This window comes from Segatella sinensis (assembly GCF_040095255.1).
Lineage (GTDB): Bacteria > Bacteroidota > Bacteroidia > Bacteroidales > Bacteroidaceae > Prevotella > Prevotella sinensis.
In genome coordinates this window covers 1-9,211 of sequence record NZ_JBBNGE010000080.1, presented here as the reverse complement: position 1 = coordinate 9,211, position 9,211 = coordinate 1, and the positions used below count along the sequence as shown (strand labels likewise).

7 protein-coding genes are annotated in these 9,211 nt (G+C 40.1%); all 7 read right to left on the bottom strand.

Going from position 1 to position 9,211, the window contains the following annotated elements:
• Positions 1 to 265: 265 nt before the first annotated feature.
• The gene (locus tag AAAT87_RS14360; RefSeq protein WP_349226798.1) at positions 266 to 526 is read right to left on the bottom strand and encodes an ATP-binding domain-containing protein; all 261 of its coding nucleotides are present in this window, start codon (positions 524 to 526) and stop codon (positions 266 to 268) included.
• A 26-nt stretch (positions 527 to 552) separates the two neighbouring features.
• Entirely contained in the window at positions 553 to 2,490 is a 1,938-nt protein-coding gene (locus AAAT87_RS14355; RefSeq protein WP_349226797.1) for a nuclease-related domain-containing DEAD/DEAH box helicase, read from the bottom strand.
• A 349-nt stretch (positions 2,491 to 2,839) separates the two neighbouring features.
• The gene (locus AAAT87_RS14350) at positions 2,840 to 3,016 is read right to left on the bottom strand and encodes a hypothetical protein (RefSeq protein WP_349226796.1); all 177 of its coding nucleotides are present in this window, start codon (positions 3,014 to 3,016) and stop codon (positions 2,840 to 2,842) included.
• A gap of 94 nt (positions 3,017 to 3,110) precedes the next feature.
• Complete coding sequence (locus AAAT87_RS14345) at positions 3,111 to 4,601, bottom strand: type II toxin-antitoxin system HipA family toxin (RefSeq protein ID WP_349226795.1); 1,491 nt, start codon at positions 4,599 to 4,601, stop codon at positions 3,111 to 3,113.
• Between the two features lie 9 nt (positions 4,602 to 4,610).
• On the bottom strand, positions 4,611 to 4,919 hold the full coding sequence (locus AAAT87_RS14340) for a helix-turn-helix domain-containing protein (RefSeq protein WP_349226794.1): 309 nt from the start codon (positions 4,917 to 4,919) through the stop codon (positions 4,611 to 4,613).
• Positions 4,920 to 5,936: 1,017 nt separating this feature from the next.
• Complete coding sequence (locus AAAT87_RS14335; RefSeq protein WP_349226793.1) at positions 5,937 to 8,129, bottom strand: alpha-amylase family glycosyl hydrolase; 2,193 nt, start codon at positions 8,127 to 8,129, stop codon at positions 5,937 to 5,939.
• A 91-nt stretch (positions 8,130 to 8,220) separates the two neighbouring features.
• On the bottom strand, positions 8,221 to 9,108 hold the full coding sequence (gene fabD / locus AAAT87_RS14330) for an ACP S-malonyltransferase (RefSeq protein WP_296973190.1): 888 nt from the start codon (positions 9,106 to 9,108) through the stop codon (positions 8,221 to 8,223).
• Positions 9,109 to 9,211: the final 103 nt, after the last annotated feature.

Sequence of the window (9,211 nt, the reverse complement as noted above, 5' to 3'; positions counted from 1 at the left end):
GGCAAAATCCTGGGCAACTTTTTGTTGCTCAGGCACTTATAAATAATGTTAAACTATAGTGTTGCGGAATTAAGGTTTAATAATGTTAAATCAGACCTTAAAATCACATTTTATCTGTCGAATAAAACATTTTCCGAAATAGAATTGTTACCTTTGCTACGAAATCCCAAGGTGGGAGGCGGTGGGGTAACACCACCTTCCTTGGAGCTTAGAATAATCTAATCGTCAACTATAAGATTTCCACTTTGCTTGGATTTTCATCTTTTCACTCAATGTTATTGGACAAACAATAATGATTTATGTTATCTATCAAAGGGCGGATTTTCATGTCATATTCTTCATTGCCGAAATTTATCACAATTAGACTCCGTTTGCACCGGGTCATTCCAGTATATAACAACTCATCAAAAGATAAATTAAAAGTTGTGGATTTGTCATATTTCGGTTCGAGTATAAGAAAGACGACTTCACTTTCCCATCCCTTGAATGAATTAATTGTGGATATTTTTATGGTACCACTATTCATCCAAAAATGGAGTTTCTTGTTATCTCTTATACTCTTATAATTTGAATTATAAACTTCTTTTTTAATTGAGTTAAAATTTCTTCATAGTGTTTTCTGAAAGCGATTAGTGCGTCAATACTAATGCCACATTTATCGCATTCTTCAATTAACCTTTCTCTAAAATTCTCTGGATAAGATACAAAAAGGTCATAGAGTGTAAATAAGATAGCAATATGCTGTCTTAGTTTAATTATATCAGTATCATAAAGAGTGGTTCTTTTGATAAACAATTTTTTCTTCAGATGTTCCGTAATGTTGTTAAACCATCCTGTGTTTGGATTTTTATCATTATTTTTCCCAATATAATTGAGGTTACTCATATACATTGTTTCTATCGTTTCGAGCATACTATTGTTTTTTTCTCTGCATGCATATCTGTAGTAAGCATCAAATGTTCTGAACAATCCTGTTGTAAATCCCAGTATTGTTATGTCATTAGGAGATATATTTCCTGCTTTATTCAGTATATTTCCACGTATAATATTATATAAAGATCTAATATGATCTTTGTCCTGAAGATACATATAGTTTATATAGCCTTCTTTTTGCTGTTGCTGACCAAAAAAATCATAACTTCCATTTTCTGAAAAATCATCAGTATCATACTTGTCACCAAATACGTTTTTTTGAAATGATTGTGCAAGATCTCTTACTTTAAAATCAGAACGAAAACAATACTTTAATTCATTTACACTTCGAACATTTGTTACAACATCTTTCTGTAGGGTAGGTTGTCCGTAAATGTTTTGTTTAACATCTCCGAATAACACATAATCCCCTTGAGGATCTCTAAAGAAATTTTTGATAAATTCCATCCAAGATCTGTGATAATCTTGTATCTCATCAATGAGGACAGCATCATATTTGACTATTTGATTCTTATGCTCATTAAACAATTGAACATTCCCATAATACATTTTTTCTAAATAGTCGGATATATGAGCTTTATCCATTCCTTCTGGAATTTCCATTTCAATATTTAGATTGTTGAGCTCTGCATTTATAAACTGGTGATAATTGATAATGATAAAACTTTCCAGTGGAAAGGTTTCATCAACGCGATTAAGTTTGTCATGAATAAAATTTTTGAGCGTAATATTGTAAGTTAAAATTAATATACGTGGGGTGTTATTACGTGACAAAGCCCGTTTGTATGCTTGCACAGCTCTAGCTGCTAAGACTGTAGTTTTTCCAGACCCAAACACACCACGTACTCTTTGCTCTAAATTTGTTGAATATATAATATTTTTTTGTTTGTCAGAATATTTATATGGTTTACCTTCTGCTTTTAAATGTTCCGCTGGTGATAATAATCTTTTAAAGTTTTCATACAAAACATCCGTAAATAGCCAAGAAGGATATTTTGCAACAATGCGTCGTTTCTTAAGAAGATTAATAAAATCCTCTTCGTTGAGTCCGTCTTTTCCAATAAAATCCATATTGTATGTTAGGAATGATTGATATTTTTTGTCATCTTTATATGGCTTTATAAGCATATTCTCAAGTTCATATTGACTTGCACAATGAAAGTAAACTGCACATGCAACAATATTGAAATGGCGAAAATCTCTTATCTTCATTTGCAATAAATCTTCAACATGAAGATCATAAAGATTATTCTTATACTTCAAGACTTGGTCAATAGGTGACTTTACGATAGAATAATTTGGTATATATATCCACTTCTTCTTCTCGTTTAAGCAAAAATTGCTTAAGTTCCAATCTTTTACTTCTATAATCATTACGCCATATCCCTTTCTCATAATGAGCACGTCAGGTCTGTCACCATTTAAAAATGGATTGAAATAGACTTCAAAAGAATCATCTAAGCAATTCTTGAGAAACTCTAAAAGTGTCCACTCCCCAGCAGTAGCTGAGACTTTGAACTTTGAAATTTTTTCAAGTGAAGGATAAAATATTGCCATAATAATCTCTTTAAATTAATTTCTAATGTAAGTTACATTGATTATATAACACACACAGTACTTTGTCTTGCAAAAATAGCCAAAAATCTTGGAATAAAAGAAAAAGTCACAATAAATCAACGAAAACATACGTAAAAAGGATAAAATCAAGCCGTATTTAGCATTTTGCTTATATTGAGAGTCAAATTCATACTGCATTATTATAGTTTGGATACAAGCAGATACAGTACCCGATTATTGATTATGCCAGTTCCTGATATGTTAAATAGCAAAACTACTTGCTCGTGTTAAAAGTATTATGGAGAGGTGTGTTTGACATACTTCCTCTCCCTAATAGCTTTCTATCGTCTTAGTCTCCTTTTATTATTGGCTTCACCATCTTCGTTGCCTGTCGCAAACATCGTCTTATCCATTCTATCTCATCTTCATCCTTCTCATGTCCCCAATCCTTAGTATCGATACCACCACCTAGGCTTTCTGCAAAGTTTGTTGCTTCGTTAATATAGCTAATATACAACAAGTACATTGCACTATGTATGATTTTATCCCCATAATTGATGAAGACAATAGAAAAGTATTATCAAAGAAACTGCCGTTTTCTGTTTTTTATCCCATTTATTCTATCTCACCAGATATTTCGCAACCAAATCTCTGAGCATCGTCTCCGGAAGATTCGACAATCCCGTCTCTTGAATCAAAGCATATTCGGGCTTGTTCTTCCCGATAATAAACTTACAGTCTCTCCCATCTATACTTGCATACAAATGGAAGTTGCCCTTGTACGCCTGCTCTATACGAACATCTGTACAACTTTTGCCATCAATTTCAAAAGCAACCAAACTGTCGCCCTTATCCTCCAATCCCCATGATACAAGATGAGCATTGATAGCTGACTCTATGGAACTGATCCACCTGTCTTGAACGGCATACCGCTTGGCAATTTCACGGAATTGCCGCAGAGAATCAGCTACTTCCCTGATGATTGCATCAGCACGCCGAATGCCATTGTCCTTGGCAAACAGAATGGCATCATCGTAAGAAATATGATGCAGCTTAGACCTTACATACATACAATGACCCGTATTGGGTAAATAACCTCCTGTATCTATAATATAAGTGAGGTCATAGGCTGGCGACAAACGCCAAAGACCCGCCTCGTCCATCACAAAAGAGAAATTCTTTGTATGGTCATCCGTATTGTTGGAAAGTACATTGAACACAAGTCTTCGAAATACTTCCTGGCAATCAGTCTCCGGCAAATGTAATTTTCTGCAGACTGCCACAAGTCCTTCATAACTATCGGTTTCTGGAGAAATCGCAGCAAGGGTCTGCATATGCAATTTCCGCTCACCATCACGGTCGAAACGCTTCGTTATAAAATTCCTGTTTTCATCAATCTCATATAGTCTGGATGGCATCATATCTATTCCCGACTTGATGGCCATCTCGTAATAGGTCATCTCTATCTCGGCAGAACTATATTTCGTATCGCCAAATTTCAATATATAGTAATCATAATCCTGCAGCCCAGCCACTTGACCGCTTCGTATCTCCCCCGTAGTTTTATTGATGGCAATGATAGCCTTAGGCTGGCGTCCACCAGCCGATGTTCCCACCGTAAGCAAGGACTGCATAGTGATAGATTCCTCTGGCATGATATGGGCATTTTCACGCTCGATGAAAATGCGCTCAGCCAAGTCTGCCAACGACTTGACATCTATCTTTTCTGCCTTATCCGTCTTTGCTACCTCTGGTAAGAATTCCAATGCACCCATACCTCGCTTACCGATAAAGGATAGTTTATCCAACGGAGTTATATCAGCATTAGGAATATGATTTTGAATTCGCCAAAGTTCGAAAAGCTGATTACCCCAAGCATCCGGCAACGAATCTGCCAAAAATGCAGGAAGTTTTTGGTACATTTTGGCATCCTCTCCCCACACGGGTGTCATTGCACGAATACCACGCACAGGGGCTTGAAGAGGAGAAACATCAATTCCCTTCTTCAAAAACTCTGGATTATATATAAAGTACGATAGCCTACGGTGTTCGTCCCATGCCAAGCGACCGATTTCCTCGTCCCAAAGTATTACTCTTAACGTATTTACCATAACCAGTTATTATTTAGTATGACGTATTCTCTGTGCCCTTTTCTCATCCCTTCTCATCAGATAAGGTGAAGGGGGTAGTTCTGGAAGCACATCATTTATGGCATCAATCTGCCCCACCACCTTCAGCAAGAGAAGAAAAATGGCAAGCGAAAGATTGCCCGCTGTTCCATTCTCAAACTTGTGGATGGTGGTCAAACCAAGCCCCGTAAGCTTGGCTACCTCTTTCTGGGTGAGATTGCATCTCATTCTATATTCCTTGAATCTCACTCCCAGCAAACGTACTAACTCCGGAGTAGAATATTCATATAAATCTGCCATAATCTTTCATTTATTTATCTATCATTATAATGATATTTATCCATTATATCAGCCTTTATCTTCAATATACTGATATTTACGGATGCAAATATAACATAAAGAAATGAGACAGACAAACTTTCAAGAGTTTTTTTCTAACTTTCTGTATTTTTCAGGAAAATGATGCGAGGAGCCGCTTACAAATGACGCAGATTCACCCATTCCTTTACACTCGCACATAAACATTTTTTCTTTAAAAAAGTCTCAAAGTATCATTGTTCGCTTGTATATTGCTGATACATAATGGTTTACAAAATGTTACTTTTTAAATATGTTTACAAAGAAGCATCATAGAAGTATCATGATTTCCATAGAAGTATCATCAAATCACCATAAAGCATTGTACAAAAACACAAAAATATAGTCAACTAAATATAGGAAACTACAATCGCTTGCTCAAATAAATTGCCCAAAAATCACCCCATAAAATGGGCACTCGATGCCCACCGTACGGGCAATGAGAGCCCATCACTTGGTCTGTCGATGCCCATCACATGGTCCCTGAGTGACCGTGTGACGGGCACTCAGGGACCAGCCAATGTGCTTATTCCTAACTTCAGTTGTCTGTCTTCCATCTTATTCCTGGTTAATATAAACATACTTTATAAACTAAAAAGGAAGACACTATCAATTATATAAAACGGAAATACTAGACATTTCTTAGTTTTTACTCCTGTTTTTCTAGATATAAATCCTCCCAAAAAGGCTTTCTTGTAAGCGACTTACCTGAATTTTATGATACTTCTATGGAATTCATGATACTTCCATGATACTTCCATGATACTTTTTGGTAAACATATTCGGAAGTCTCACCTTATAAGCCTTTATGTATCAACAATATGCCAGAAATCAATGATACTTTGATACTTTTTCGAGAAAAAACATTTATGTGCGCGAAAGAAAAGGAAAGAAGGAAGCAGGGATTATACAAGACAAAAAGCAGCAATGGGCTATTACTCCATTGCTGCTTATTTTATATTATTGTACAATCTTGAAGCGGATACGCAAAGAATGCGCATTCTCATCCCAATTGGTACCAAGCAATACGAACTTGCCAATCTGAGCTGTTGAGCGGACATGCTTGCCAATACATGGACAAACATCATAATCGCCGATACGAACCAGACGCAAGGTTTCACTAGCATCATCAGGCAAACGATCGAGTTTCACCTCTGCTGGAATGTGGTCGCGATCCACAAACTCGTAAGTCACAGGCATATCAAGCTCTATCAAGCGATTCATCTCCGTCTCAATCTCCTTCTCCTCCTGGCGGGTAGGCTTGTGATCGACTACGAAGGTCATCTTACTCTTCTTGCGCTCAATATGTGCATTTCGGCTGCGCTCACAGCCAAACAGGCGAACCATCAACTGATTGAGCAGATGCTCAGCCGTATGAGCAGGAGGGAATTCCTCCTTATGATGCTCATTCAATATGATATCACTTTCCTCCATCTTGACATTGAATTTATAGATTCTTACTCCGTTAGCATCCATTGATATCGGGAATACGCCATCCCTCTTCAACTCTACCTTCTTCTTGCCTCCCGAGAACAGTTCAGTTACCAGAACCTCCTCTTCCGTGATCTGGAAGAAATCGAAAGCATGACCAGGGATGCATACCTGCAGCTGGCGAGCCTCCTGGGCAAAGTTGAGCACGATGAGCATCACCTCATTATCCTTCTTGCGAAGAAAGGCAAAATTGGTACGTGGATCAAAGCCCTCTGAACCCGGATTCACATACATCAGGTCGAAGGTATCACCTTCGCGAAGCGCCTTCTCCTCATTGGCAAGACGGAGAAGCTGGCGATAGGTAGCAGCCAGATATTTCTGCTCTGCAGTATATGCTTCCTCCTCACCTTCCTGATAAGCATGGGTCAGGGTCTCCGGACTCCAGTAGTCGAATATCGTAGTACGGCCATCTCTGCCGCTGAATCCTTCCTTGTCCATACCCATCTCGCCAAACTCCTGTCCGCTGTAGAGCATGAAAGGATTCTTCTGGAAGAAGAGACTCATGGCTGCTGCAGGAATCGCCTTCATGGCGCTGCCGCAGAAGAAGTCGCTGGCTATGCGCTGCTCATCATGGTTCTCCAGAAAGTAGAGCATATGATCGCGGATGTCATCCACCACCTGCCACTCGTGAGTGATACTGGCTGCCGGACGCTCACCACGAATCACACCGCGAAGACAATCATACATACCCACCTTATCGTAGAGATAATCGAATCCCGCCTTCACATAGTTGCGATACTGGTTAGGATCATACACCTCACCGATAACAATGATATGAGGAAACTTGGACTTCAGAATCGCCGTAGCGTATGACCAGAATGCCGTAGGCACCATCTCTGCCATGTCGCAGCGGAATCCATCTACACCCTTGCTTGCCCAGTAGAGCAGGATATCCGTCATCTTACCCCAAGTGCTTGGCACCGGCTCGTAGTGATAGCTTCTGCCACCTGCATCGCAGTAATCCACACCATAGTTGAGCTTCACGGTCTCATACCAGTCGTTGCAACCCGGGCGGTTGTCGAAACGGTCATTTCCCGTAGCTCTTGCCGGACTCTCCTCGTATGGCTCATAGATTTTGGCATCCTTGGCATTATAAGCCTTGAACTCCGGTTTAGAGTAGCGAACTTCATTCAGGTCGAGATCGCCCCATGTATAATAGAAATTATTCTTCGTAGAGAAGTGCATATTGGCATCATCATCTTCTCCCAGATCCCGTACACCTGCCGGTTTGCAGATGGAATGATACTCACGAGCCACATGGTTCGGCACAAAGTCCATGATGACCTTCATGCCAGCCTTATGCGTACGCTCGATAAGACTCTCCCACTCCTTCATTCTCAGGCTGACATTCACGGCCAGATCAGGGTCGATGTCATAATAGTCGGTAATGGCGTATGGCGATCCAGCCTTGCCCTTTACTACCTCAGCATGCTGGGTAGGAATACCGTAAGATGAGTAGTTTGTCTGTGTGGCGTGACGAATCACACCTGTAAACCAGATATGAGTGAAACCCATGTCATGAATACGGGCCAACACCTCATCACTAAAGTTATTAAGCTTTCCGCAACCGTTTTCTTCAATGCTGCCATTCTCCTTACGGGTGGTATTCCTGTTACCAAACAATCGGGGGAGAACCTGGTAAATAACTATTTTTTCCTTCATTTAGCGGTCGTTACTTAAATGATAAAACGTTTTATCCTCCCGGCAACGCCTTTGCCGGAAAGATAAAACGCATGATAATTCTGATAGATGATTATGCAATACCGTGATTACCTACAGTCTTGTCGATGCGGCCAATCATACCCTGCAAAGCCTTGCCAGGACCACACTCTGTGAAATCGTCAGCACCATCAGCAATCATAGCCTGAACAGAAGCTGTCCAGCGTACTGAACTTGTGAGCTGAGCAATGAGGTTCTGCTGAATCTCAGCTGGATCTGTATGAGGCTTGCCATCTACATTCTGATAAACAGGGCACTTAGGAGCAGAGAAAGCAGTCTTCTCGATAGCTGCCTGAAGTTCGTCCTTTGCTGGCTGCATCAATGGAGAGTGGAAAGCACCACCTACCTTCAATGGCAGGGCACGCTTGGCACCGGCAGCCTTCAACTGCTCGCAGGCAGCATTGATAGCATCAACATTACCAGAGATAACGAGCTGACCAGGGCAGTTGTAGTTGGCAGCAACTACAACGTTGCCCTCTGTGCTAACCTGAGCGCAGATTTCCTCAACCTTCTCATCAGGCAAACCGATGATGGCAGCCATAATTCCAGGATTAGCCTCGCAGGCCTTCTGCATAGCGTTGGCACGTGCAGCCACCAGCTTCAAACCATCCTCGAAGGCCATAGCACCTGCAGCTACCAAGGCTGAGAACTCACCGAGAGAGTGACCAGCTACCATAGCAGGCTGGAACTCATCGCCCAGGCAAAGAGCAGAGATAACAGAGTGGAGGAATACTGCAGGCTGGGTAACCTTGGTTTCCTTCAACTGCTCGTCTGTACCAGCGAACATGATATCAGTAATCTTAAAGCCGAGAATTTCATCAGCCTTATCGAAAAGTTCTTTTGCCAATGCGTTGTTGTCGTAGAGGTCCTTACCCATACCTACGAACTGAGAACCCTGACCAGGGAAAACAAATGCTTTCATTTTTATCTATTTTAAAAATTTATTATTAAGTAAGTGATCTAAATTATTTTTATATATAAGTACTAACATGGCTCATTTTTCGTTTTATAGAAAAAGTAGAATT

What these genes read in the sequence shown, in the direction of transcription:
- AAAT87_RS14360 (WP_349226798.1), bottom strand. Translation starts at nt 526, where the DNA reads ATGAATAGTGGTACCATAAAAATATCCACAATTAATTCATTCAAGGGA.
- AAAT87_RS14355 (WP_349226797.1), bottom strand. Translation starts at nt 2,490, where the DNA reads ATGGCAATATTTTATCCTTCACTTGAAAAAATTTCAAAGTTCAAAGTC.
- AAAT87_RS14350 (WP_349226796.1), bottom strand. Translation starts at nt 3,016, where the DNA reads ATGTACTTGTTGTATATTAGCTATATTAACGAAGCAACAAACTTTGCA.
- AAAT87_RS14345 (WP_349226795.1), bottom strand. Translation starts at nt 4,601, where the DNA reads ATGGTAAATACGTTAAGAGTAATACTTTGGGACGAGGAAATCGGTCGC.
- AAAT87_RS14340 (WP_349226794.1), bottom strand. Translation starts at nt 4,919, where the DNA reads ATGGCAGATTTATATGAATATTCTACTCCGGAGTTAGTACGTTTGCTG.
- AAAT87_RS14335 (WP_349226793.1), bottom strand. Translation starts at nt 8,129, where the DNA reads ATGAAGGAAAAAATAGTTATTTACCAGGTTCTCCCCCGATTGTTTGGT.
- fabD (WP_296973190.1), bottom strand. Translation starts at nt 9,108, where the DNA reads ATGAAAGCATTTGTTTTCCCTGGTCAGGGTTCTCAGTTCGTAGGTATG.